Here is a 23802-nt window from a genome sequence, read left to right on the forward strand (position 1 = left end):
TTTATAATCGTAATAAAAAATTATCTCTATTTAAGCCACTAGTATAATATTGCCAATTGATAGTGACTACTTCTGATAAGACCTTTTTAAGCACATTAAAATCATTTGGCTTTTTGATATAGATGTTGGCACCTTGAACAAATGTATTTTCAATATCTTCTTCTGAAGCTGATGTAGAATAGATGGCAATGGCAATATCGTTAAATCTTGAGTTCGCTTTGATTTCTTTTAAACATTCTAAACCAGATTTTTTAGGCATATTTAAATCCAAAAATAAAATATTTGGAAGTACACTATCTTCTTGATTTAAGTAATTCATCAATTGAACACCATCGTTAAAAGTACTGACCTTGCTTTTTATTTTCAATTCATCAAAAGACTCTGTGAAGAACATTCTGTCATCTTCATCGTCATCAGCTAAGGCTATTCTGATATAATTCTCATTCATTAGTTTGATTATTATCTTCCATCATTGTTTTTCGCTTGTTTATAATACGTTGAAACGCAGATGGTGTAATTCCTGTAGTATTTTTAAACTGTCTGCTTAAATGAGCAACACTAGAATAATCCAGTTTAAATGCTATTTCAGTTAGTGTTAATTGCTCTTTAGCAATTAACATTTTCGTATATTCTATTTTTTGAATAATTAAATAATTTTCAATTGAAGTATAGGTGACTTCTGAAAACACATTTGATAAATGAGCATAGCTTAAGTTCAATTTATCTGATAAGTATACAGATGTTTTGACCTGAATTACGGTATCTTGATTAAATACCATGTCATGAATGGCATCTTTGATTTTTTGTACTAAAACAATTTTTGGGTTCTCAAGAATTTCAATACCATATTCAGAAATATCTTCACTGAACGACTTTAATTGCTCATTAGATATTTTTTCTAATACATCTACTTCACCAAACCTGGTAATGCGGTATTTAAAATTATGTGCCTTTAGTTTTTCTTCTAAAACCAGATTGCAAATTTTGTTATAGTCAAATTTTAAGGATAATGTCATAAAACAATAAATCTAGTTACTAAGATAATTTTATTTATTTAAAAGCATAACATAAATAACTTGATAGGGTCTAAATTAAAAGTCCCATAAGTAAAAAAGGCCTGAATAAATCAGACCTTTTTTTACAAAACAACTAGAAATTAGTTGTCTTTTTTCATTTTGTCAGCAGCATTATTTAATGCGTCAGCACCTTTGTCTTTAGCGTTGTCAACAGCATCATTAATATTTGCTTTAGCATTTGCTGCCGCATCATTAACTTCGTCTTTTGCATTGTTTAAAGCGTCTTCAACGTTTTCCTTAGCTGAATCAACAGCATCACCTGTAGAATCTGCTGCATCTTCAACAGCGTCTTCAACAGCTTCAGCACCATCTTCAATTGCTTCTCCAGTTGCTTCAGCAGCATCTTCAATTGCCTCACCAGCGTCTTCAGCACCTTCTTTAGTTTCTCTACATGATACCGATACAATAAGTGCCAATACCAATACGATGTTTAATAATAATTTTTTCATTGTAATAGTTTTAGTGTTAATTAATAATACACGAAATTAATAAGTTAAATTGAAACTACCTTAATAAAATTAACTTTTTGTTAACAACATTAAGGCTTTACTCTAATTTCAGTTTTATATACGTATGTAATTAACAATTTGGTTGACAGCTCCCTTATTTTTTTGAATAAAGTTTTTATTAATTGTGCCAAGTTGTATTCTTTTTTCAGAAGATTTAATCAGTTCATCTAATTGATGTTCAAGAGAAACGCTGTTATTTACGCTTATCACTCCACCATTTTCAATCATGGCTTTTGCTTCTGGAAATTTATTGTAGTTTTTTCCAATAATAATTGGTACACCAAATACAGCAGGTTCTAAAATATTGTGCAGACCTGTTGTTCCCATCGCTCCACCAACATAAGCAATATCTGCGTAATTGTAAATTTTAGATAATAATCCGATTGTGTCAATTATAAATACAGAGTAATCTGAAAGGACTTTATTTGCCTTTTCTGAAAACAGGACGTTTTTAACATTTAACTTATTAGTAATGTTGTCAATCTGTATGTTGTTGATATTGTGAGGCGCAATAATAAATTTCAGATGTTTTGAAGCCTGTTTATTGATGTATGACATTAAAATAGCTTCATCTTCAGGCCATGAACTTCCTATAACAATACATAAGCTATCATCTTTAAATTCTGAAATAAAAGCCAAATCATTGTGTTGTAACAACTGATTTGAAACCCGATCATATCTCGTGTCTCCAGAAACCGTCACATGGACAATGCTTATATTTTCAAGCAGCTCTTTAGAGGATTCGTTTTGAACAAAAATATGCTCAAATGCCTGTAGAGCCTTCTGAAGATGGTTGCCATACCATTTAAAATAGGATTGATTTTTCCTGAATAATGCAGAAATGAGAATGGCACGTCCTTGTCTTCTTTTTATTTCGTTTAAAAAATTTGGCCAAATATCATATTTAACAAATACAGTAAATTCAGGATTAACAATGTCTAAAAATCGTGTAGCATTTCTTTTCGTATCTAAAGGTAGATATGTCACAAGATCTGCAATTGGTGCATTTTTTCGAATCTCGTATCCTGAAGGTGAAAAAAAAGTCAATACAGTTTTATGAGAAGGATAGGTGGTTCTAATAGATTCAAATACTGGAAGCCCTTGTTCGTATTCACCTAATGAAGCACAATGAAACCAGATGGTTTGGTCTTTAGGATGCAGGCCTTTTTTTAATATTTTAAACGTTTGACGACGACCTTTAACACCTTTTTTAATCTTAAGATCAAACAATGCCAGTCCCTTTAAAATGAATGAAAATATATGTATTCCTAAATTATACAATATGTAAACGTTTATGTTCCTGCTAAAATACTGTTCTTTGAAATAATTTCATTGCTTAATGCTAATGAATTTCGTAATTTCGTATGGTATGAAAAAAATTCAAATGGTTGACCTAAAAGGTCAATATAGTAAAATAAAAGCTGAGGTTGATAACTCTGTTTTAGAGGTGTTAGATTCTACAGCATATATTAATGGACCTCGAGTTCATGAGTTTCAGAAAAATCTGGAAGATTATTTAGATGTTAAACATGTTATTCCTTGTGCCAACGGTACAGATGCGTTACAAATAGCGATGATGGGATTGGGTTTACAGCCTGGAGATGAAGTAATTACTTCGGATTTTACATTTGCAGCTACTGTAGAAGTGATTGCGTTATTACAACTAACTCCGGTTTTGGTAGATGTAGATCCTGTGACCTTTAATATTGATGTTGAAGCCATTAAAAAAGCAATCACTCCTAAAACGAAAGCAATTGTTCCTGTTCATTTATTCGGAATGTGTGCCAACATGGAGGCTATTATGAATATTGCTAAAGCCCATAACTTATACGTTATAGAAGATAATGCTCAAGGTATTGGCTCTACATATACCTATAGTGATGGTAGAAAAGCAAAAGCAGGCACAATTGGTCATGTGGCATCGACTTCTTTTTTTCCTTCTAAGAATTTAGGATGCTATGGAGATGGTGGAGCTATTTTTACGAATGATGACGATTTAGCTCATATCATTAGAGGGATTGTAAATCATGGAATGTATGAACGTTACCATCATGATGTCGTTGGTGTTAATTCGCGATTAGATTCTATTCAAGCCGCAATTTTAGACATTAAATTAAAACGACTCGATAGCTATAATCAAGAAAGACGAAAGGCAGCAAGAGCTTATAATGCTGCTTTTAGAGGAGTTGATAATATAATTACACCAACTGGCACCTGTGACAATCAAAAGATTTGTGATACCTGTGATTGCCATGTGTTTCATCAATATACACTCAGAATCTTAAATGCTGACAGAGATGCTTTGGTAAAACACTTGAATGAACAAGGCATTCCTTGTGGAGTGTATTATCCAATTCCTTTACATTTACAAAAAGCGTATCAAGATTCTCGATATAATGAAGCCGATTTCACGATTACTAATCAACTGGTTAAAGAAGTCATCTCGCTTCCAATGCATACTGAATTGGATGATGAGCAAATTGAATTTATTACATCTACAGTTATCAATTTTGTAAATTCTTAAACCAAATGAAAAAAATTCTTGTTACTGGTGGATTAGGTTTCATTGGGTCACATACTGTTGTAGAATTGCAAAACGAAGGATACGATGTTGTGATCATCGATGATTTATCGAATGCTTCCTTAGATGTAATTGAAGGTATTATCGCAATTACTGGCAAAATACCAGTTTTTGAAAAAATAGACTTAAAAGAAAAAGCTTCGGTTGAACGTTTTTTTCAAAAGCATAATGATATTTCAGGAGTGATTCATTTTGCAGCTAGCAAAGCTGTTGGCGAAAGTGTTGAAAAACCTTTGTTGTATTATGAGAACAATCTAAATACACTCATTTATACGTTGAAAGAGGTCCTGAATTTAAATACATCTAATTTTATTTTTAGTTCATCATGTACTGTTTATGGTCAGGCAGACGAAATGCCAATTACAGAAAACGCTCCAGTTAAACCAGCAGAATCCCCTTACGGAAATACCAAGCAAATAGGAGAAGAAATTATTAAAGATACTTGTAAAGTGAATCCTCACCTAAATGCTATTGCTTTGCGTTATTTTAATCCAATTGGAGCTCATTCATCAGCTAAAATAGGAGAATTACCAATTGGAGTCCCTCAAAATTTAGTACCATTTATTACACAAACTGCTGCTGGACTTCGAGAGTGCTTATCTGTTTATGGTAATGATTATGAAACACCAGATGGTACGTGTATAAGGGATTATATTCATGTTGTCGATTTAGCAAAGGCTCATGCTGTTGCTTTAGAACGACTTTTAGAAGCTAATAATCAATCTAACTTTGAAACATTTAATGTTGGTACAGGAGTTGGCAGTTCTGTATTAGAAGTTATCAAATCTTTTGAAAAAGTTTCAGGGCAAGCCCTTAATTTTAAGATTGCTCCAAGACGAGAAGGAGATATCGTAAAAGCGTTTGCTAATACAAAAAAAGCAAATGCTGTTTTAGGATGGAAGGCAAAATCTACACTTGATGACGCAATGCTCTCTGCCTGGAAATGGGAGAAAAACATTCGAAATCTGTAATTTTCACTAAAAGTCAGATTATTAATCTGTTAACAGATACGCATTATAATTGTAAATTTGATAATAATTATAGTGTATTGTTGTTGATGTCTAATTCAACAAATTGATTAACAATGATTTAATGCTTAAAATTTGTGTATGGGATTTACTTTTTGTTTCTTTGAAGTTAATGATAAATGAAAACCAATGAAACTGATTAGTATTAAAAGAGAAACCAAACCTGAAATCAGGTTTACAAAAAAAATGGGAGCACTATCAATAAAAGTGACTTACATTAAGAAACAATTTTTAAACATTCCATTTAAAACACTTCATAGATATAGAGAAACCTATTATGGAGAAGTAAAAGACTGTGACAATATTAGTTTAGCGAGATAATAAAAAAAACCTGTTCAATTTGAACAGGTTTTTATTTTATGTGGTTTGCTTTTTTCCTGAAGACAAAAACCAGGTATATACAAGTACAATCATTCCGAATGTCACAGACATATCTGCCACATTAAAAATACCAGTTTTAAAAACACCTCCTAAATCTATAAAGAAAAAATCAGTAACTTTTCCAAAGGCAATGCGATCAAAAACGTTTGCAATTCCACCACCAGCAATACAGCTTAAGGCAATAGTACTCAATTTATCTAAGGTTTTATTTACTAAGATGTAATAGATAAGGTAACCAAGTACTAACGTTGGAAGAATTAATAATAAAATCAATCTTAAAGTGTCGTTCATATCACTTCCCATACCTAAAAAAGCACCTCTGTTATAGACGTTGGTTAGTATAAATTTATGACCAATAAGTTCGATAACTTCTTTAAGTTCAATATTTGCTCTAACAATGACTTTTGAAATTTGATCAATAGCAATATTGAAGATGATCAGCAAAATTACGCTTACATTTCTAGATAGCTTCATAACATCTTTTAAGCGTTAGTTTCAAATGTAGCTGAAACAGTTTCAGATTCTTTATTGATTTTTTTAACAAGACCTTGAAGTACTTTTCCTGGTCCAACTTCTGTAAAAAGCGTTGCGCCATCTGTAATCATTTGTTGTACAGATTGTGTCCAACGAACAGGTGCCGTTAATTGTGAAATTAAATTGGCTTTTATTTCGTTCTCATCTGTAATGGCAGTAGCTGTTACGTTTTGATAGATTGGACAGTTGGGTTTGCTAAATGTTGTGTTTTCAATTGCAGCTGCTAATTCTTCACGAGCAGGTTCCATTAATGGAGAATGAAATGCACCACCAACTGGAAGTACTAAAGCACGTCTTGCACCTGCTTGTTTAAGCGTTTCACATGCTTTATTAATCGCTTCAACATCACCTGAAATTACTAATTGTCCAGGACAATTATAATTTGCTGCAACGACAGTGCCTTCTGTTTTTGCACATATGTTTTCAACAACTTCGTCTTCTAAACCCAAAACGGCTGCCATAGTGCTTGGTTGTAACTCACAAGCTTTTTGCATGGCTTGAGCTCTTTGAGATACTAATTTTAGACCATCCTCAAAAGTTAAGGCTCCAGCAGCAACTAAAGCAGAAAATTCTCCAAGTGAATGACCAGCAACCATGTCTGGTTTAAAGTTATCGCCAAGTGTTTTAGCTAAGATTACCGAATGTAAAAAGATAGCGGGTTGAGTAACTTTAGTTTCTTTTAAGTCTTCTGCAGAACCTTCAAACATAACATCTGTAATAGGAAAACCTAAGATTTGATTTGCTTCTTCAAAAAGTTCTTGCGCTAAAGGTGAGTTTTCATAAAGGTCTAATCCCATTCCTGAGAACTGAGCACCTTGACCTGGAAATATATATGCGTTCATCCTATCTTCCGTCTTTCCTGAGGAAAGAAACTATTTTAGTTAATTATTAATTTATGCTGCAAAAATAGGAATATTTTTTTTAGATGTTAGATCGCTTTGCACTTTGATATTTGAGTAATGATTAAATCTAACCGTATTTAATATAAAGTGTTTTAAATTATACTTTACAAAGGATTCAGAACTTCCAAAAATAGTTACATTCCAACTGTTGCAGCTTCTGCACAACGCTCTCCATCCATAGCAGCAGAAATAATTCCACCAGCATAACCACCACCTTCACCACAAGGGTAAAGGTTGGTAATTTCAGGATGTGCTAAATGATCATTTCTCGGAATGTTAACTGGAGATGAGGTTCTGGATTCTACACCTATAATGTTAGCTTCTTCAGTATAATATCCATGCATTTTTTCTCCAAAGGCTTTAAAACCTTTTCGTAGTGAACTTCCAATTAATTTTGGTAATAAAGAATGCAATGGAGCCGATTTTAAGCCTGGTTGATAAGAGGTTTCATTTAATTTAGCAGATAATTTACCTTCAACAAAATCTGTTAATCGTTGTCCAGGAGCAGATTGTCGTCTTCCGCCAGAAGTGAACGCTAGACGTTCTAAATCTTTTTGGTATTCAAGAGCTTTCAACTCTCCAAACGATTCGTATTTGTATAAATCTTTGTCAGCGTTAATTTCGACAACTATCCCAGAATTTGCAAACTTATTATTTCGTTTTGAAGGAGACATACCATTAACTACAACTTCACCATTTGCAGTTGCAGCAGGAACAATAAAACCGCCTGGACACATACAGAACGAATACACTCCTCTGTCATTAACTTGTTGCACCAGGCTGTAAGCAGCTGGTGGTAATAATTCATGACGTTTTTCATTTTTACAATGGTATTGAATTCCATCAATAATATCTTGTGGATGTTCTACCCGAACTCCCATAGCAAATGATTTTGCTTTTAGCAGAATGTTTTTATCATTCAACAGATAAAATATATCGCGAGCAGAATGTCCTGTAGCTAAAATGACTTTTTCAACAGCTAATTCATTTCCATTTTGAAGTTGAATAGCTGTTATTTTATGGTCTTTGATAGTAAAGTCTGTTACTCGGGTTTCAAAATAGACTTCACCTCCAAATTTTAAAATGGTCTCTCTTATGTTTTGAACAACTTTTGGTAGTTTGTTAGTCCCAATATGTGGATGAGCATCAACCAATATTTGGTCTGTTGCGCCATGAAATACTAAATTTTCAAATATGCGGCGAACGTCTCCACGTTTTAAACTTCGTGTGTAGAGTTTACCGTCGCTATAGGTTCCAGCTCCACCTTCTCCAAAGCAATAATTTGAATCTTCATTTACAAAATGATCTTGATTTATGGCTTTTAAATCACGACGTCTGTCCTGTACATTTTTTCCGCGTTCTAAAACTATGGGTTTAAAACCAAGTTCTATACATCGTAAGGCTGCCCACATTCCTGCTGGTCCAAAACCAATAATATGAATTGGTTTTGCATTAGAAACGTCTTTGTAATCAAAGGTGTAATTCGAAGTTTCTGGAACAGGCTCATTAATGTAAACCTCTACTTTATAATTCAACATGATTTGAGACTTACGTGCATCAATAGACTTTCTCAGTACTTTAATTCCTGAGATATCTGAAGATTTTATGCCCAAATCATAAGCCGCTTTATTAAGCAATTTGTCAGGTTGAGCTTCTTCATGAAGATTAATACGTAATTGTAAGGCTTTTATCATACTGCCAAATTAGTAATTAATAAAATAAAACAATCTAAACATAAATATAGTTTTAGATTATTTACCATATAATTACAACCAAAAATGATATCATTTTTTTATTTTCTCAAATACGTAATAAATGAAAACGCATGTGCATGTTTTTCATCAACATCGTGAGTGATGCGACTAATTTCTTTCCATTTCAAAGTATCTATTTCAGGAAAAAAGGTGTCAGCATTTTCAAACTTTGAATGAACACGAGTTAATTCTATTTTATCAGCCAGCGACATTGATTGTTTGTAGATTTCGCCACCACCAATAATAAATGGTTGTTTATCATGTCTTGCAGCATCAAGTGCGTCTTTGAGTGAGTTTACAACAATCACATCGTTTGGTGCTTGATATGCTTTTTGTCTTGTAATAACAATGTGTGTTCGGTTGGGTAATGGTTTAGGAAAACTTTCAAAAGTCTTACGTCCCATGATAATATGATGACCATTAGTAAGTAGCTTAAATCGTTTTAAGTCATGGCTTAAATGCCAGATTAAATCATTGTCTTTTCCAATAGCATTATCTTCTCCAGCAGCAACAATTATGGTTAGCTCAGAAGTTTTTTTTTCTGAAGTTGTTTTGCTTTCAAGTATTTCGTTAAAAGCTTGAGATTTAGCAATTTCTTTTTCTTCTTTTAAGTATTCTTGTTTGAATTGCTCAATACGCTCCTGTTGTTTAGAAACTAACGCTTCACGTTGTTTGTCTTCCCAATCTTTACCCATAAAATTATGTGTAATAAACACCGTAATCAAGTGGTAAATAAATAGAAACAGCCATAATGCAATCACTATGACAAACCATTCTAATCCAGCAATTTTAAAGTCCTTACCAATACCTAAGATGGTATTTGCTAAAATTAAAAAGACAGCACCAATTAGAAAGAGTACAAAATGAATGTATAAGCGTTTTTTTTGCGCCATACGTTTTTCGGCAGCCTTAATCAATGCTAATTGTTCTTGATCTATACCTGGAGATGTTTTCTTCTTTCCGAACATAATTTTAAATATTTACAAGTATAAAGTTATGACTTTTAATATAAATTATTACACTGCTTTTTATTGAAAGTATAAGGTCATTAACATGCTAAAAGGTGTTTCAACAGCCACACCTTCCCATAATCCAGGCTCTTTAAATTTTGGAAGACGTTTAGCAACCTTTATGGCTTCAATCGCAATTGCTCTGTGGTTAGCTTTAGCATTGACGTTTTCTATTTTTCCTTTTTTATTAATTGTAAACTCCAAAAGAAATTGTGTTGAACGTTCTAAAGGTAATGCACGACTAGCCATTTCAATATCAAAACTCATTTTGATAAAGTTCATGATTTTACGTTTGGAGCATTCTTCTAAAGCTTTATTGCTGGATGTTTTATCACAACCTCTATAGACAGGATATTTAGTTATACCTTCATTTTTATTAGTTGTGACATTGACATTTAATGGCAACGAATAAGGTACAATCACAGGTTTTCCCTTCTGCATTCCTGGTGTCATTTGTGGAATTAAATTTACAACACGAACAGCTTCTGCTTCTAAATATTCATCTTCTCCTTTAGCGTTTATATTTATAACATGCCCTTCTTTATCAATTTGAAAAAGAACAGAGATCTGTTTCATTCCAGGTTCAATATCTGAATCTTCATGCAGTTCAGTATTGAAATTATCTTGAAAAAGTTGAGCTATTTTTTCAGACATACACTTTTTTTTGTTCGCATTGTCCTTTTCTTTTTTGCAGCCTTTATAAACAGGTACGTTTTCAATAACAACATAAGTTTTTTCTTCACTTTTGTTAGTAATTGAATCCAGTTCGGATAAAGAGATTGTTTTGTCTTGTCCAAAAGTAAGTGCTCCCAATAAAAAGGATACAGAAAAAATAAAGTATTTCATAAAAGTTAATTAAACAGCTACAGCGCCTTTTATATGTGGATGCGGATTATAATCGACTAAGGTAAAATCATCAAAATTGAAATCAAAAATATCTTTCACATCAGGATTTAAAATCATTTTTGGTAACGGTCTTATGTCACGAGAAAGCTGCAATTCTAATTGTTCAAAATGATTACTATAGATATGAGCATCACCAAATGTATGAATAAATTCACCAGCTTGGTAGCCACAAACCTGAGCCATCATCATGGTGAGTAAAGCATAGGAGGCAATATTAAAAGGAACACCTAAAAAGATATCTGCACTACGTTGGTAAAGCTGGCATGATAATTTTCCATCAGCTACATAAAACTGAAAAAAGGCATGACAAGGAGGAAGAGCCGCTTTTCCATTGGCTATATTGTCGTCAAATGATTTTGAAGTATCTGGCAACACTGAAGGGTTCCACGCAGATACTAGCATACGACGACTGTTAGGATTGTTTTTAAGCGTTTCAACAACGTCTTTAATCTGATCAATATCGTCACTATTCCAGTTGCGCCATTGATGACCATAAACAGGTCCCAAATCACCATTTTTGTCTGCCCAGTCATTCCAGATTCGCACACCATTTTCAGTAAGATAATTGATGTTTGTATCACCTTTTAAAAACCAGAGCAATTCGTATATAATAGATTTTAGATGTAACTTCTTTGTCGTTACCATTGGAAACCCTTCACTTAAATCAAAACGCATTTGATAGCCAAAAACACTCTTGGTTCCTGTTCCTGTGCGATCTCCTTTTTCATTTCCCTGTTCTAAAACATGTTTAACTAAATCGTGGTATTGTTTCATGTTATCTTCCTGCGAAAGCAGGAATCGTTTTAAATTATACTAAAATTTTATTGGAATGAGATGCTAAATCGAGTTTAGCATGACGTACAACGAAAATAGAAAAAAGTCATAAAAAGCAATTCTCATGACTTTAAATTATATTAAAAGTTATTAACCATTTACGTGCAGCTTTCGTTTTATTTAAAGCTGACATTAAGTGTTATCCAATTATCATTCCGGCAATAGTTGCTGAAATTAATGATGCTAATGTACCTCCAATAAGTGCTTTCATCCCAAATTTTGATAATTGTTTTCGTTGCCCTGGAGCTAAAGAACCAATGCCACCAATTTGAATCCCTATAGATGCAAAGTTTGCAAACCCACAAAGCATATAGGTAGCCATAATAATTGATTTTTCATATGTTAGATGTGTAGCATTGGCAACATTTTTAAGATCTGCTAATTGAATATAGCCAATAAATTCACTTGCTGCCAACTTGATTCCCAGAAGTTGTCCCATAAGTGCCATGTCTTCAGATGCAACACCTATTAACCACATCAAAGGTGCAAAAAGATACCCTAGAACAAATTCAAGAGATAGTGAATCATATGGTGTGTTCTGAGCAATAACTTCATTTAATGATGTAAAATGCCAATCGATATTTAATGCTTTAATTGTAAATCCGTCGAAACCTGCAATACCTCCAAGAATACCATTGAACATAGCTATAAAAGCTACAAAAACTAAAAGCATAGCACCAACATTAACAGCAAGTCTCAGACCTTCTGTAGTTCCATTAGCAATGGCTTCTAGAATGTTAGATCCAATTTTTTCCTGAGAAACGTGGACGTCAGTATTTATTTTTTCTGTCTGCGGAAATAATATTTTAGAAATCACAATTGCACCAGGAGCTGCCATTACAGAAGCTGCCAATAAATGCTTTGCATAGAACAGTTGTAATTCTTTATCATCACCACCTAGAAATCCAATGTAAGCAGCAAGAACAGCACCAGCAACAGTTGCCATACCACCAATCATGACAAGTAATATTTCAGACTTGTTCATTTTTTCCAGATACGCTTTAATCAATAGAGGTGCTTCCGTTTGTCCTAAAAAGATATTACCAGCAACACTTAAACTTTCAGCGCCAGAAATGCCTAAAACTTTAGTTAAAAGCCAGCCCATAGCTTTTACAACTTTTTGAATTAATCCTAAATAGAATAATACCGAAGTTAAAGCAGAGAAGAAGATGATAGTTGGCAAAACCTGAAAAGCGAAAATAAATCCGAAAGATTCCACATCCAACATACCACCAAATAAAAATTCACTACCTGCTTGAGTAAATCCTAGTAAGTCTATAAATCTTTGACCAACCCATTCAAAAATTACTTTTACAAATTCAACTTTTAAAACTCCAATTGCTATAATAAGTTGAAAGGCTAAACCTAACCCAACAGTTTTCCAATTCACTGCTCTGCGATTACTACTAAATAAAAAGGCAATAAAAATTAAGGTTACCATTCCTAAAACACCTCGCCAAAGACTATTTATTGAAAACCCTTGACTCGGAATTATAGTTGATGAGTTTTCAGCAACAATTGCTGCGGCTTCAACTATTTTTGGCGATGTGAATTTATAAACGGTTTTGTGTTCTGAAACAACTAGAGTAGAATCTGAAAGTTCCTGAATTTTATACCTTCGAATAGTATCATTTGGTTTGTTGTAGTAAAAAACCAATAAGTTATTTTGATATATATAATCTCCAGAAGCTTTAATATTTCCAGATTGGAGTGAATACTCAAATTCTCCAGCTTTCAGATTAATAGTATCGTCTTCAGATATTTCCAAAAGGGGTAAGCCATTTTCATCATGTACTGCATCAAATTGCCATTTCTTTTCTAAATCTTGCCCAAAGCTTGTTGTTAGTCCAAAAAAAATAGCTGTAATAGCTAGTAGAACATGTTTCATCTGAAAGTGTGTTTAACGTTTAGAAATTTCATCTCGAATTTTAGCTGCTTTTTCGTAATCTTCATTATTTACAGCTTCGTCTAAAAGCGTATTGAGTTCTTTAAGGCTTTTGTCTTTGTAGTTGTCTTGAACACTTGCTTCAATTTCTTCAGCAACAAAATCATCTACTAGAATACTATCTTGTTCTTCTTCACCTTTTTTAGGATTCACTTTCAAATAAATGCCAGCTTTGTCTAAAATATTTTTATATGTAAAAATTGGTGCCTGAAAACGCAATGCTAAAGCAATGGCATCACTGGTTCGAGCATCAATAATTTCTTCAATTTTATCACGCTCACAAATTAAACTTGAGTAAAATACACCATCAACCAGTTTATGAATAATGACTTGTTTGACAACAATATCAAAACGATCTGCAAAATTTTTAAATAAATCGTGGGTAAGAGGTCTTGGAGGTCTAATTTCTTTTTCTAAGGCAATTGCAATAGATTGTGCTTCAAAAGCTCCAATAACAATAGGAAGTTTTCGGTCACCATCTACTTCATTAAGAATTAAAGCATATGCGCCATTTTGGGTCTGGCTATATGATATCCCTTTTATATTTAATTTTACTAAGCTCATAATATATAAAACGTAAAGAACTGTTTAAATTAGGACTTTACCAACTGCAAAATGCAGATTTATGACTAAAGAACCAAATTGAAACAGCCCTTTTCAAAACACAATTTAAAAAAAATTATGCGTTTTGAGCTTTAAATGCTTTTAATTTTTCGATAAGTGTTGGTACAACTTCGAAGGCATCTCCAACAATTCCATAATCTGCAGCTTTAAAGAAAGGAGCTTCGGGATCTGTATTGATGACCACTTTTACTTTTGAAGCATTAATTCCTGCTAAATGCTGAATAGCTCCCGAAATACCAATTGCAATATATAAGTTAGATGCTACAGGTTTTCCGGTTTGTCCAACGTGTTCACCATGAGGTCTCCATCCTAAATCTGAAACTGGTTTAGAGCAAGCAGTAGCTGCACCTAATACATCAGCTAATTCTTCAATCATTCCCCAGTTTTCAGGACCTTTTAAACCTCTTCCAGCAGACACTACAATCTCGGCATCGGCAATGGTTACTTTATCTGTTGCTTTATCTACGGATTCTACTTTCACTCCAGCATCTGGAATTGAAGGTGAATACTCTTCAACGCTTGCACTTGCGTTAGATTCAACTAAGCCAAATGCATTTTTAGACACACCAACTACTTTGATATCTGTATCTATCGTAGTCATGTTAAATGCTTTGTTTGTGAAAGCTGTTCGTTTTACGGTAAAAGGAGAAGTGCTTGAAGGTGCTTCAACCACATTGGATGCATAACCTGCATCTAAACCAATCGCCAAAATTGGAGCTAAATATTTACTATCTGCACTGGAACTAACAATGACAACATTTGCATTTTCCTGCTTTGCAGCTTGTTCAATTGAACTCGCATAAGCATTCGCGTTAAATGCATTTAAATCATTATTAGTTATGTTTAATACTTTGTCAACACCATAATTTCCTAACTCTGAGGTGTCTTGTGCATTGATGGCTACAGCTGTAACTGTAGTTCCCATTTGATTTGCAACAGCTTTAGCGTAAGAAGCTGCTTCTAAAGCTGTTTTTTTAAATTTTCCTTGTTCTGATTCTGTATATACTAAAACTGACATGTTCTTTTTGTTTTGTCATCCTGAACTTGGTTCAGAATATCATTATTATTTTTCATTTCCTTTAGACAACCTAAAAAGACACTTCGACTGCATTCAGAGTGACAACTCAGGTTGATAGGACTCACTTAAATTACTTTAGCTTCGTTGTGAAGTAAGTTGATTAATTCATCAATATTATCTGCATCAACTAAAGTAACGGCACCTTTTGGAGCTGGTTTTTCAAATTTAACAGATGCTGTTTTTGCTGTTGCATTTGTTGGTTCTACAACCGATAAAGGTTTTTGACGAGCCATCATAATACCTCTCATGTTAGGAATGCGTAGGTCACTTTCTTCAACCAGACCTTTTTGTCCACCAATAACTAAAGGTAAGCTTGTTGAAACAGTTTCTTTTCCACCATCGATTTCACGCATTGCTTTGGCGCTTGTGCCATCAATTTCTAAACTAATACAATTTGTTACAAAATTGGCATTGGTTAAAGCAGCCAGCATTCCTGGAACCATTCCGCCATTATAATCAATAGATTCACGACCAGCAATTACTAAGTCATAACCACCATCATTAACAACATTTGCCAGTTCTTTAGCAACCTGAAATCCATCTTTAGCTTCTGTGTTGACTCTAATTGCTGAATCTGCGCCAATTGCTAATGCTTTACGAAGTGTAGGCTCTGTTTCTGGACCGCCAACATTCACAACCGTAACATTTGCACCTTGCTTTTCTTTAAACCACATGGCACGTGTTAAACCAAATTCATCATTTGGATTGATTACAAACTGCACACCATTGGTGTCAAATTTTGTGTCGTTTTCAGCGAAATTAATTTTTGAAGTCGTATCAGGTACATGACTAATACATACTAATATTTTCATATCGAAATTATTTATTTTGAGTGTATATTTTTTCTAAAGCACGAAGATAAATATAATAATTTGAATTTTACTATGCATGCATAGTAAAATTTTGTGAAAATCTAATAAATCACACCTTAATTACACCATATCTCAGAAATCTTATCAGATGTAATTAATCATTCATTATTTTCTATTACAATATGCGTTTGATATATAACTTTTAGAATTAAATATCTTGAATTCTGGTTAAAATAAATGACAGCAGGTTTTGAATGCGGTTTCATCTTGAATTTTTATGTTATTTTATTATCAATAATTATTACTTTTGCTATTCGATTAAAAAACTGATACATGAAGACAATTCAATTTAGAGAAGCCATTTGCGAAGCGATGAGTGAAGAAATGCGAAGAGATGAAAGCGTTTACTTAATGGGAGAAGAAGTTGCTGAATACAATGGTGCTTACAAAGCTTCAAAAGGCATGTTAGACGAGTTTGGTGCAAAACGTGTGATTGATACTCCAATTGCTGAGCTTGGTTTTGCAGGTATTGCCATTGGTTCTACAATGACAGGTAATCGTCCTATTGTAGAATATATGACCTTTAATTTCTCTTTAGTTGGTATTGACCAAATTATAAATAATGCAGCAAAAATCAGACAAATGTCTGGAGGTCAGTTCAAGTGTCCAATTGTATTTCGTGGTCCTACAGCTTCTGCTGGTCAATTAGCTGCAACACATTCTCAAGCTTTTGAAAGCTGGTTTGCCAATACACCTGGTTTAAAAGTGGTTGTGCCTTCAAATCCTTATGATGCTAAAGGCTTACTAAAATCGGCCATTCGTGATGATGATCCGGTTATTTTTATGGAAAGTGAACAAATGTATGGTGATAAAGGAGAAGTCCCAGAAGGAGAATATACAATTCCGTTAGGTGTCGCAGAAATCAAACGGGAAGGTACCGATGTTACTATCGTTTCTTTTGGTAAAATTATCAAAGAAGCCTATAAAGCAGCAGACGAATTAGAAAAAGAAGGAATCTCTTGTGAAATTATCGATTTGAGAACAGTTCGTCCTATGGATAGAGACGCTATTATTACTTCTGTTAAGAAAACAAATCGTTTAGTGGTTCTTGAGGAAGCCTGGCCTTTTGGAAACGTTTCTACTGAAATAACATACCTTGTACAATCTGAAGCATTTGATTACTTAGACGCTCCAGTTGTTAAAATAAACACAGCAGATACACCTGCACCATATTCTCCAGTATTGTTAGAACAATGGTTGCCAAACAAGGATGAGGTAATTAAAGCTGTCAAAAAAGTAATGTATATAAATGCCTAATGGTTTTTTATAAATTATCTAATAAACCGTAATTTATTACGTTAATAAAATTCATCGATACCTTTTTGTAAGATTGTTGATGAAGTTTTTGCCTATGAACTTTAAACTGCTTCTTTTTTTCTTTTTCTTCGGAATACTCTTCGGATTCTCACAAACTAAAGTTAGTGGTTACGTGTTTGATGAAAACAATCAGCCTGTCGCTTTTGCCAATGTCATATTTAAAGGCTCAACAGAAGGAACTATCACTAATGAAGATGGACGTTTTTATTTAGAATCTGAAAATACTTGGGATACAGTTATCATCTCTTTTTTAGGTTATGAAATGAAGGAGGTTACACTTGATAAAAAAGTGAATTACGACCTGAGATTCGTTCTTAAAGAAGAAGCTGCAGCTCTTGATGAAGTTGTTATTGTTTCAGGAAAACAATCAAAAAAAGCTTCAGAAAATCCAGCAATTAGGATTCTGAAAAAAATATGGGAACGCAAACGTAAAAATGGCTTGAGTCAGTTTAAACAATACGAATACGATAAATACGAAAAAGTAGAATTTGATCTAAATACTATTGATAGTGCACTTATAAAAAGTAAACTTTTTCGAGGGATGGAATTTGTTTTTAATGAAGTTGATACGTCTAATGTTACTGGTAAAACCTATCTACCTATTTTTATAAATGAGGCTGTAAGTACAGTTTACGGTGACAATCAATTAAAAAAAGAAAAAGAAGACCTTAAAGGAAATAAAAATTCAGGCTTTAGTAATAATCAGGTTATTATTGATTTTATTGATGATTTGTATGCCGATTTCAATGTCTATGATAACTACTTGAAGTTTTTCGATAAGAGTTTTGTGAGTCCATTATCTCGAACAGGAATACAAACTTATAACTATGTGCTTTCAGACAGTGCATTTATTGATAATAAGTGGTGTTATAATATTATTTACTATCCACGTCGTAAAAATGAATTGACTTTTAAAGGTGATTTTTGGGTAAACGATTCTACCTATGCCATTAAAGATATCAATTTACAAGCGTCTAAAAGTGCAAACATTAACTGGGTAAAGGAAATTTACATCGAGCAGGAATTTGAAGTTTTAAATGATTCTGTTTTCCTTATTAAACGTGATTATATGCTGTCTGATTTTGCCTTAAATAAAAAGGAAAAGTCACGTGGTGTTTACGGTAAAAGAACAACCTTGTACGAAAATTACGTCTTTGATGAGCCTAAAGGAGAGCCGTTTTATGATGAAAAAGTATACTCTTTTAATGAAGATGTTTACAATCGTGATGATGATTTTTGGGAACAAAACCGGTTAGAATCTCTCAATAAAGATGAAAAAGGGGTTTATAAAATGTTAGACACCCTTAAAACCGTAAAAAAGTTTAAGCGTTTGTATAATATTGGTAGTATCCTAGCCTCAGGATATGTAGAGTTTCCAAGTTTTAATTTTGATTACGGACCAATTTTCTCCACTTTCGGGTTTAATGAAGTGGAAGGCTTACGTTTGCGAACAGGAGGACGTACTTACTTTGGACCTAATGATTTATGGAGATTAGAAGGTTTTGTTGCCTACGGTTTTAGAGATGATAAATTTAAATACGGTATTTCTGGTAAATGGTTGTTAGATAAACGCAGTAGATGGACCATCTTTGGAGGTAATAGACGTGATGTAGAACAAATAGGAGCCAGTTTAACGAGTTCTACAGATGTTTTAGGCAGAAGTTTAGCGTCAAGTGCTGTATTCACGGCTGGTGCTAATGATAAGCTTTCTAATATTAGTTTAACAAATTTAGGAATGTCTATTGAACCTTCACGTAATTTTGAAGTACGCTTAGACGGAACCTTCAGAACAGTTCGTTCGGCTTCTCCAACATTTAGTCTGGATTACAATGATCCAGAGTCTGCAACTGGAATATCTTCTGAAGTTAAACAATTTGAAAGCCGTTTGTCTTTAGGTTATTATCCAAAGCGACAAATGACAGGTTATGGTGTAGAACGAAAATTTAAAAATGATAATTTCGCGCAGTTATTTGTTCAAATAAGTCGTGGTGATCGAGATTGGTTTGATAGTGATTTTGATTATACAAAGCTCCAATTCTCATACATACAACCATGGCAAGCAGGAGGTTTTGGCCGCTTGACAACCTCTGTGGAAGCTGGAAAAACCTTTGGAGAAGTTCCTCTGGCATTGTTGAGTGTTGTGCCAGGCAACCAAACCTATTTTTCAATATATAATACCTTTCCTCAACTTGATTTTTATGAGTTTGTAACCGATACTTATACCTCAATGCATATTGAGCATAATTTTAATGGTCGCATATTCTCGAGAATTCCTTTTTTAAAGAAATATAATTTAAGGTTTGTATTAGGATTAAGAGGTGTTTGGGGAGATTTATCAGATGAAAATATTGCTTTGAATAGAACAGGTAATCCTGTTGAAATTCCATTAATTGCTCCAAACAATCGTATTTATTACGAATACAGTTTTGGAGTAGCCAACATTTTTAAAATATTGAGAATAGACTTCAATTTCAGAGGTAATTATTTAGACAGACCAGATGCCAGACCTTTTGGTGTTACAGGAGCTTTTGGGTTTTATTTTTAACAATCGTCGATTAACTTTTAGATGTAAGTTATAATGAGTTTCTTTATATTTGCTTCAGAAGCTCCAAAACATTCCGTTTTAGAATTCCATGACCACACATTAAACGAAATTATGATGATGTTTAAAGAATTGATGTCAGTTTTGTTTTTGTTTAGGTCTTGAAAGTTTAAAATATTCGTTTGTTGTTTTTTCTAACCGCTTTTTGATAGTGTTGTAATTGTCTTCATTTGGTTTGAAATTAACATATTTATCAATAATATTACTTCTTTTGTAAATTAGAAAAGTGTTTTCTACGTCTGGATTGATGTTGTTTAAATAGATCTCTGAAGATCTATCTGAAAACGATGAAACAAATGTGAGAGCAACTGTTTTTAAATCAAGTGTTGTTCCAAGTTTTTCCAAGACGTTGAGTCTTTCCTTTTTACTGTAATTAGTTTCATTACCATATACAAAGTAGATTTTTAAATATTTTCCCTTCTCAATACCTTCGTTGTCTAAAAACACCAACCATTTTTTAATGTTCTCCCAATTAGGATTATTGCCAACAAAATATAGAATTCCATGAAACCAGCCATACTTACAAATCGGACATGTTTTTGTGCCTTTATCTGCTCCATAAGCATGAAATGGTGTGAAAGAAATGATATCTTCTCCTATATGTTTACCTGAATTATTAGTGCTTTGTTTCGGGTAATCAGGAATGTTTAAACCTAAAATGATGTTCCGTTCACCAATCCAAAGATTTTCCTTTTCAACAAACCGGATGACACCACTACCACCACGATTTTGCATTTTTTTTCTTCGTTCTGTAGTTAAAAGAGAATCATCATCAAATACAAAATCATCTATGTAATAAGGCTCGTTCAAAATCTCATCTTTAACGGTTACATGAATGTGAGCAGGTTCATCTCTACTAGGATAAGTTTCTGGTTTTACTGTATAAATAGAATAGTGTCCTTGTTCATCGGTTTTTAACCAGCCTCTAATATAACCATGAGTTTGACCCAGTTTGTTTTTGGGCATATTTCTTTCCTCAGATTTTTTTGTTGAATAAAGACCGTTAATATCTGTGTGGTAATAATAAAGTACCACATTAGGAGCAGGTGTTTTTCCGTCAATTTGATAAACTGTCCCTGTAAGCAAGATTTTCTGTCCATTTTGATCCCATCCTGAACTTGTATCTGAGGCGACTAATTTTGTTGGCATTTTATAATAAAAAGGAGGAGATTCATCAAAATCCTTACTTAAAGTATTTGTGAGTTTTTGTTGTGTTTGACCATTACAGTTGATCAAATTCATACCTATAAACAATAGAATTGCTTTTTTTAAAAGATGTAACATTTTTGATGAGTTTTTAATAAATGTAACCATTTAAAATGTTGTTTGCTTGGCGTTTTATCTACAAATTCCTTTGTGGAGTGAATAGTTAGTTTACTGGAGTAACTGACGCCAATTAGTTCTATAGTGTCTACTTAATCTAAAAACCTGACCACTTTTTAGCGTTGCATCATAATCGCCATTGCTTCTTGATTTTAATTCTTTAATAAAGTTAGAGTTTATAATCGTAGAACGATGGACTCTTAAAAAGATACTTGGATCAAGTTCAGTTTCAAAATCTTTTAAGCTTTTGGGATCTAAAAATTTTTGATCGTTTGTGCAAACAATTGAATAAGGTTTGTCGGTTGAAATAAACTGAATGGAAGAAGTTGGAATAGTAATGATTTTCAAGCCTTTTTTTAATTTAATTTTTTCTAAAAATACTGTGGTCGAATCAGTAGATTGTTCTTTAGACGTATAAATGACCGGAAAAATCGAATACCATAATAAAGCGATATAGAATTGATTTGAAAAGGCAGCACTTAAAATATTTGAAAAGTGATGTGCAGGTGTAAATACCAGATTGCTTATAATCACAAATAAAGAGGTGAATGATAATATATGTAGAACGCTAAAAGCAATTCCAGTTCCTAAACTAGATAGTAATTTGCTCCATTTATTTTGAGGATTAATAACAGATAGGAGTCGAGTTATATACATTGAAAATGGAATAAAAAAAAACCAAAACGTATTGTAAAGCAACGATTCAGATAAATAAAATCCTGTGTCTCTCAATCTGCTATATATATAATCCTGAAGTATTGCTAATATAAAAACAAAGACCACGATAACGATATATAAAGGAACCATACCAACTTTGGGTATTTTTAACTGTTTGTGTATGTAAATAGATTGCTCCAAGGGTTTTTTAGTGTATTTAAAAAAAACTTACATATAGTTTTTGGACAATTAAAGTTAGTAAAACAAAATGAACTTGTGTACTGTTTAATATGTTTCAATTCTCATTTTCATATGTATAATAAAATTAGAAACAGATTCTGTATATTTTTTTCAGGTTTTTTATTTTAATTAAATAGTGTTCAGCATTGTAGTCAACTCAACTTGTAAATTATAAATAGGTGCAAATCACTCTAAAACAAACGAAATGCTTTTCTATTTAATTGCTCAACTCAAACAATACATTATCTTTGCAGACCGAAAATTGTACTAATTAAAATATTCTCAATTTAGTGAGGAAATAAAATAGATGATGCTATGACACCAGCAGGAAAATTGACCTTTGATGTATTAATAGAAATTCCAAAAGGAAGCCGTAATAAATACGAATACGATTTTGAACTTAATAAAATACGTTTTGATCGTATGTTGTTTTCATCAATGATGTATCCTGGAGACTATGGTTTTATTCCAGAAACTCTAGCTCTCGATGGAGATCCTTTAGATGTTTTGGTTATGGGAACAGAACCAACATTTCCAATGTGTGTGATGGAAGTAAAGCCAATTGGTGTATTTCATATGGCGGATGAAAAAGGTCCAGACGAAAAATTAATTTGTGTTCCTGTTACAGATCCAATATGGAATGCCTGTAACGACATTGAAGATTTAAATCCACATAGGATAAAAGAAATCACTCACTTTTTTCAAGTATACAAAGACTTAGAAAAGAAAAAAGTTGATGTTGGTGGTTGGGGAAATGCCGAAGAAGCTTATGATATTCTCAACAAGTGTATTGACAGATATGAAAATAGTGAGCATAAAACAAATAGAAATTTTACTATATAGAAAATAAGCGACAAAAAATTTGGTTTCTATTGTTATTATTATTATTATTATTATTGATGTGTATAATTTTAAAAATCAACCCATTATGAAACACACGAAAATTTTATTAGTATTGATTTCAATTTGTATTTTTGCAGCTTGTACTTCAGAATCTGAAACAAATGTTAATCAAGATACCAAAAATGAATTAAAGAAGATTGAAGAAGTACAGCCAACTATAGACTTTAAATTCTTAACTAAGAACACAGAAAAGGAATTAAATGAATTGCTAAATTCTGAAGGTTATAATGGTTTATATGATAGTAAATTAATTATTGGAACTTTTGAAAATGATGAATTAATAATTACTTCTAAAAAAATACAAGATATTCTTAGTCTATATTTTAAATTAATAGCTCAAGAGGCTAATTATAATGCTGATCATAGCTCTTTTGAGTTTATAAGTGCAAAAGAAAATAATGGATACCCTATGTTAATATCAAGAGGTGTTTGTAAGATAAAAGGTGAAAGTGTAAGCGTAGGGATTGGTATTAAAGAGAGTCAAGATAGAGAAGCACATTTTGATAATGGTTTATCAACTATTACTTGTACTGGTTGCGATGTAGTTTGTAGCCCTAGGAGGACTGAATCTGGTGATGGTTGGTGCACAAATTGTAAGTCTTATGGTAATTGTACAAAAACTGAAACCATAGGAGGCTAGTATACAGTGATAACATAAAAAACCCTTTTACATTGCTTGTAAAAGGGTTTTTTAGTTTTAATGGATTTCACTACTTTTGCCCAGCT

The 23802-nt window shown here is 32.8% G+C and carries 23 protein-coding genes; 7 read left to right on the top strand and 16 right to left on the bottom strand.

Annotated elements, in window-relative coordinates; all coding sequences use genetic code 11:
- Position 1 precedes the first annotated feature (1 nt).
- The 4 genes from ACRHNM_RS13120 to ACRHNM_RS13135 all read right to left on the bottom strand — a co-directional run bounded on the left by ACRHNM_RS13120 (position 2) and on the right by ACRHNM_RS13135 (position 2815).
- A complete protein-coding gene (locus ACRHNM_RS13120; protein WP_431137097.1) occupies positions 2–448 on the bottom strand; it encodes a response regulator in 447 nt (148 codons plus the stop codon).
- Positions 441–1016 carry a helix-turn-helix domain-containing protein gene (locus ACRHNM_RS13125; protein ID WP_431137098.1) on the bottom strand — a complete coding sequence of 192 codons (576 nt, stop codon included), beginning with the start codon at positions 1014–1016 and terminating at the stop codon, positions 441–443. The genes ACRHNM_RS13120 and ACRHNM_RS13125 overlap by 8 nt, the downstream gene beginning before the upstream one ends.
- Before the next feature lie 140 nt (positions 1017–1156).
- Entirely contained in the window at positions 1157–1525 is a 369-nt protein-coding gene (locus tag ACRHNM_RS13130) for a hypothetical protein (protein ID WP_431137099.1), read from the bottom strand.
- Between the two features lie 114 nt (positions 1526–1639).
- A complete protein-coding gene (locus tag ACRHNM_RS13135; protein ID WP_431137100.1) occupies positions 1640–2815 on the bottom strand; it encodes a 3-deoxy-D-manno-octulosonic acid transferase in 1176 nt (391 codons plus the stop codon).
- Positions 2816–2954: 139 nt separating this feature from the next.
- Here ACRHNM_RS13135 and ACRHNM_RS13140 point away from each other — a divergent pair, with 139 nt between their 5' ends.
- The 3 genes from ACRHNM_RS13140 (at position 2955) to ACRHNM_RS13150 (ending at position 5515) form a co-directional block, all read left to right on the top strand.
- Positions 2955–4109: a DegT/DnrJ/EryC1/StrS family aminotransferase gene (locus tag ACRHNM_RS13140; protein WP_431137101.1), complete on the top strand. Its 1155-nt coding sequence runs from the start codon at positions 2955–2957 to the stop codon at positions 4107–4109.
- 5 nt (positions 4110–4114) lie between these two features.
- Positions 4115–5137 (top strand): UDP-glucose 4-epimerase GalE, encoded by a 1023-nt coding sequence (gene galE / locus ACRHNM_RS13145; RefSeq protein ID WP_431137102.1) that lies wholly within the window; start codon positions 4115–4117, stop codon positions 5135–5137.
- Positions 5138–5323: 186 nt separating this feature from the next.
- Positions 5324–5515: a hypothetical protein gene (locus ACRHNM_RS13150; protein ID WP_431137103.1), complete on the top strand. Its 192-nt coding sequence runs from the start codon at positions 5324–5326 to the stop codon at positions 5513–5515.
- A gap of 36 nt (positions 5516–5551) precedes the next feature.
- On the opposite strand, the gene lspA is transcribed toward ACRHNM_RS13150, so the two are convergent.
- The 10 genes from lspA to ACRHNM_RS13200 form a co-directional block, all read right to left on the bottom strand.
- Positions 5552–6049: a signal peptidase II gene (gene lspA, locus ACRHNM_RS13155; RefSeq protein WP_431137104.1), complete on the bottom strand. Its 498-nt coding sequence runs from the start codon at positions 6047–6049 to the stop codon at positions 5552–5554.
- An 8-nt stretch (positions 6050–6057) separates the two neighbouring features.
- A complete protein-coding gene (gene fabD, locus ACRHNM_RS13160) occupies positions 6058–6951 on the bottom strand; it encodes an ACP S-malonyltransferase (RefSeq protein ID WP_431137105.1) in 894 nt (297 codons plus the stop codon).
- Positions 6952–7145: 194 nt separating this feature from the next.
- Entirely contained in the window at positions 7146–8705 is a 1560-nt protein-coding gene (locus ACRHNM_RS13165) for an NAD(P)/FAD-dependent oxidoreductase (protein ID WP_431137106.1), read from the bottom strand.
- A 98-nt stretch (positions 8706–8803) separates the two neighbouring features.
- Entirely contained in the window at positions 8804–9733 is a 930-nt protein-coding gene (locus ACRHNM_RS13170; RefSeq protein WP_431137107.1) for a dihydrofolate reductase, read from the bottom strand.
- A 60-nt stretch (positions 9734–9793) separates the two neighbouring features.
- Positions 9794–10621, bottom strand: coding sequence for an energy transducer TonB (locus tag ACRHNM_RS13175; RefSeq protein ID WP_431137108.1), 828 nt, complete (start codon positions 10619–10621; stop codon positions 9794–9796).
- 9 nt (positions 10622–10630) lie between these two features.
- A complete protein-coding gene (locus tag ACRHNM_RS13180; RefSeq protein WP_431137109.1) occupies positions 10631–11455 on the bottom strand; it encodes a thymidylate synthase in 825 nt (274 codons plus the stop codon).
- A 199-nt stretch (positions 11456–11654) separates the two neighbouring features.
- Complete coding sequence (locus ACRHNM_RS13185) at positions 11655–13403, bottom strand: nucleoside transporter C-terminal domain-containing protein (protein WP_431137110.1); 1749 nt, start codon at positions 13401–13403, stop codon at positions 11655–11657.
- Between the two features lie 12 nt (positions 13404–13415).
- Entirely contained in the window at positions 13416–14024 is a 609-nt protein-coding gene (locus tag ACRHNM_RS13190) for a bifunctional nuclease domain-containing protein (protein ID WP_431137111.1), read from the bottom strand.
- A gap of 115 nt (positions 14025–14139) precedes the next feature.
- Positions 14140–15102: an electron transfer flavoprotein subunit alpha/FixB family protein gene (locus tag ACRHNM_RS13195; protein ID WP_431137112.1), complete on the bottom strand. Its 963-nt coding sequence runs from the start codon at positions 15100–15102 to the stop codon at positions 14140–14142.
- A gap of 125 nt (positions 15103–15227) precedes the next feature.
- The gene (locus tag ACRHNM_RS13200; RefSeq protein WP_431137113.1) at positions 15228–15974 is read right to left on the bottom strand and encodes an electron transfer flavoprotein subunit beta/FixA family protein; all 747 of its coding nucleotides are present in this window, start codon (positions 15972–15974) and stop codon (positions 15228–15230) included.
- A gap of 333 nt (positions 15975–16307) precedes the next feature.
- On the opposite strand from ACRHNM_RS13200, the gene ACRHNM_RS13205 reads away from it, so the two are divergent.
- Positions 16308–17291, top strand: a complete 984-nt coding sequence (locus ACRHNM_RS13205) for a pyruvate dehydrogenase complex E1 component subunit beta (RefSeq protein WP_431137114.1) — start codon at positions 16308–16310, stop codon at positions 17289–17291.
- A gap of 94 nt (positions 17292–17385) precedes the next feature.
- Positions 17386–19896: a DUF5686 family protein gene (locus ACRHNM_RS13210; RefSeq protein WP_431137115.1), complete on the top strand. Its 2511-nt coding sequence runs from the start codon at positions 17386–17388 to the stop codon at positions 19894–19896.
- Between the two features lie 135 nt (positions 19897–20031).
- On the opposite strand, the gene ACRHNM_RS13215 is transcribed toward ACRHNM_RS13210, so the two are convergent.
- Positions 20032–21237 carry an intradiol ring-cleavage dioxygenase gene (locus ACRHNM_RS13215; RefSeq protein WP_431137116.1) on the bottom strand — a complete coding sequence of 402 codons (1206 nt, stop codon included), beginning with the start codon at positions 21235–21237 and terminating at the stop codon, positions 20032–20034.
- 90 nt (positions 21238–21327) lie between these two features.
- A complete protein-coding gene (locus tag ACRHNM_RS13220; protein WP_431137117.1) occupies positions 21328–22134 on the bottom strand; it encodes a LytTR family DNA-binding domain-containing protein in 807 nt (268 codons plus the stop codon).
- A gap of 354 nt (positions 22135–22488) precedes the next feature.
- Here ACRHNM_RS13220 and ACRHNM_RS13225 point away from each other — a divergent pair, with 354 nt between their 5' ends.
- On the top strand, positions 22489–23016 hold the full coding sequence (locus tag ACRHNM_RS13225; protein ID WP_431137118.1) for an inorganic diphosphatase: 528 nt from the start codon (positions 22489–22491) through the stop codon (positions 23014–23016).
- Positions 23017–23101: 85 nt separating this feature from the next.
- The gene (locus tag ACRHNM_RS13230; RefSeq protein WP_431137119.1) at positions 23102–23716 is read left to right on the top strand and encodes a hypothetical protein; all 615 of its coding nucleotides are present in this window, start codon (positions 23102–23104) and stop codon (positions 23714–23716) included.
- The last annotated feature ends 86 nt before the right edge of the window (positions 23717–23802 follow it).

Origin of the sequence: Psychroserpens mesophilus, assembly GCF_050617655.1 — a bacterium.
Taxonomy (GTDB): Bacteria; Bacteroidota; Bacteroidia; order Flavobacteriales; family Flavobacteriaceae; genus Psychroserpens; species Psychroserpens mesophilus_A.

Bases quoted from the DNA above. Each gene is read 5' to 3' on its own strand.
- ACRHNM_RS13120 (WP_431137097.1), bottom strand. From the start codon at position 448: ATGAATGAGAATTATATCAGAATAGCCTTAGCTGATGACGATGAAGAT.
- ACRHNM_RS13125 (WP_431137098.1), bottom strand. From the start codon at position 1,016: ATGACATTATCCTTAAAATTTGACTATAACAAAATTTGCAATCTGGTT.
- ACRHNM_RS13130 (WP_431137099.1), bottom strand. From the start codon at position 1,525: ATGAAAAAATTATTATTAAACATCGTATTGGTATTGGCACTTATTGTA.
- ACRHNM_RS13140 (WP_431137101.1), top strand. From the start codon at position 2,955: ATGAAAAAAATTCAAATGGTTGACCTAAAAGGTCAATATAGTAAAATA.
- galE (WP_431137102.1), top strand. From the start codon at position 4,115: ATGAAAAAAATTCTTGTTACTGGTGGATTAGGTTTCATTGGGTCACAT.
- ACRHNM_RS13150 (WP_431137103.1), top strand. From the start codon at position 5,324: ATGAAACTGATTAGTATTAAAAGAGAAACCAAACCTGAAATCAGGTTT.
- lspA (WP_431137104.1), bottom strand. From the start codon at position 6,049: ATGAAGCTATCTAGAAATGTAAGCGTAATTTTGCTGATCATCTTCAAT.
- fabD (WP_431137105.1), bottom strand. From the start codon at position 6,951: ATGAACGCATATATATTTCCAGGTCAAGGTGCTCAGTTCTCAGGAATG.
- ACRHNM_RS13165 (WP_431137106.1), bottom strand. From the start codon at position 8,705: ATGATAAAAGCCTTACAATTACGTATTAATCTTCATGAAGAAGCTCAA.
- ACRHNM_RS13170 (WP_431137107.1), bottom strand. From the start codon at position 9,733: ATGTTCGGAAAGAAGAAAACATCTCCAGGTATAGATCAAGAACAATTA.
- ACRHNM_RS13175 (WP_431137108.1), bottom strand. From the start codon at position 10,621: ATGAAATACTTTATTTTTTCTGTATCCTTTTTATTGGGAGCACTTACT.
- ACRHNM_RS13180 (WP_431137109.1), bottom strand. From the start codon at position 11,455: ATGAAACAATACCACGATTTAGTTAAACATGTTTTAGAACAGGGAAAT.
- ACRHNM_RS13185 (WP_431137110.1), bottom strand. From the start codon at position 13,403: ATGAAACATGTTCTACTAGCTATTACAGCTATTTTTTTTGGACTAACA.
- ACRHNM_RS13190 (WP_431137111.1), bottom strand. From the start codon at position 14,024: ATGAGCTTAGTAAAATTAAATATAAAAGGGATATCATATAGCCAGACC.
- ACRHNM_RS13195 (WP_431137112.1), bottom strand. From the start codon at position 15,102: ATGTCAGTTTTAGTATATACAGAATCAGAACAAGGAAAATTTAAAAAA.
- ACRHNM_RS13200 (WP_431137113.1), bottom strand. From the start codon at position 15,974: ATGAAAATATTAGTATGTATTAGTCATGTACCTGATACGACTTCAAAA.
- ACRHNM_RS13205 (WP_431137114.1), top strand. From the start codon at position 16,308: ATGAAGACAATTCAATTTAGAGAAGCCATTTGCGAAGCGATGAGTGAA.
- ACRHNM_RS13210 (WP_431137115.1), top strand. From the start codon at position 17,386: ATGAACTTTAAACTGCTTCTTTTTTTCTTTTTCTTCGGAATACTCTTC.
- ACRHNM_RS13215 (WP_431137116.1), bottom strand. From the start codon at position 21,237: ATGTTACATCTTTTAAAAAAAGCAATTCTATTGTTTATAGGTATGAAT.
- ACRHNM_RS13225 (WP_431137118.1), top strand. From the start codon at position 22,489: ATGACACCAGCAGGAAAATTGACCTTTGATGTATTAATAGAAATTCCA.
- ACRHNM_RS13230 (WP_431137119.1), top strand. From the start codon at position 23,102: ATGAAACACACGAAAATTTTATTAGTATTGATTTCAATTTGTATTTTT.